Origin of the sequence: Corynebacterium sp. HMSC056F09, assembly GCF_001815785.1 — a bacterium.
Classification (GTDB): Bacteria; Actinomycetota; Actinomycetes; order Mycobacteriales; family Mycobacteriaceae; genus Corynebacterium; species Corynebacterium hiratae.
In genome coordinates this window covers 1-1,065 of sequence record NZ_KV821954.1, presented here as the reverse complement: position 1 = coordinate 1,065, position 1,065 = coordinate 1, and the positions used below count along the sequence as shown (strand labels likewise).

1 protein-coding gene is annotated in these 1,065 nt (G+C 54.9%); it reads right to left on the bottom strand.

The window, feature by feature from the left end; genetic code table 11:
• Positions 1 to 1,041, bottom strand: a 1,041-nt coding sequence (locus tag HMPREF3056_RS09805; protein WP_070754671.1) for an integrase core domain-containing protein, incomplete at its 3' end; no start/stop codon positions are given.
• Positions 1,042 to 1,065 lie beyond the last annotated feature (24 nt).

The window sequence follows — 1,065 nt, the reverse complement described above, 5'->3', positions numbered from 1 at the left end:
CGCGGGGCCGTTTAGCATTTCGGATACAGCTTGTGGATTGTGTGCTTGGTTATAGGCGACTACGCGGGCCCAGACCTGCTCGGGATCGAGTGGATGTGTAGGCGATGGTGCCTTGGGGAAGGTATCGAAGGCCTGGCGTGGTGTGATGTGCATTTTGCCGACCAGCAGTGATTGGTGCCGTCGTCGTTCGTTGTAGACCTGGCGATATTCGGCCAGATATGTGTTGACCTCAGCAAGGCTGACTGGGTGGCGTGCATCGAGGAACTGGGTCAACGTGCGGTGAGAGCGTTCGTCTTTTCCCTGGGTTGTCGGGGCGAAACCAGCAATAGCAAGTACACCTTGGCTAGCGAGCCAAGTTTCAGTAGCAGAGAGAAAACCACGGTGGTAGGTGGCGAACGCATCGCCATTGTCGGAAAGGATTTCTTGAGGTTTGCCGTAGGCGGCGAACGCTGCGGCCAGTACGGCGCGCGCATCAGTACCGTTTTCTGGCAGAGCGAATGCTGTGGTTCCGACATCGAATCTGCTGGCATCATCGATAATCTGGTAAATCGTGACATGTGTGTGGGCATGGTCAAAGAGGCGGTAGACCAGTCCATCGATTTGCCAGAGTTCACCGACGAGATCACGGGCGAAGCGCTTATAGGAGCTGCGGGGGCGTTTGCGGGCATTGGCATCAACAAATCCCAGTTCATGCAGCCACGAGGCGATTGTAGAACGCGATGGGGTGGAATCTGGGCCTGAAGTGTCAAACAAGAAGTAGTAGATCGACCAAGGCCCATAATCCAAGCCTTGCTCCATCAACTCCTGTCTGGCGTGGACGACTGCGATTTTATCGGCCTCGTCAAATTTCTTCATCGGATTCTTCGGGGCAGTCGAATCCGGCACAATACCTGCGCGACCCTTCTGCGCTATCCGGCTTTTGATGTTGTGGTACGTCTGCCGCGAGATTCCTAATTCTTTGCAAAACTGTGTGACCGTCTTGCCGTCACGAACGGGATCGAAATCTGCGACCTTTCTACGCTTATGCAATGGAATAGCCATCCGGCTATTCCACCGCCGCAAACG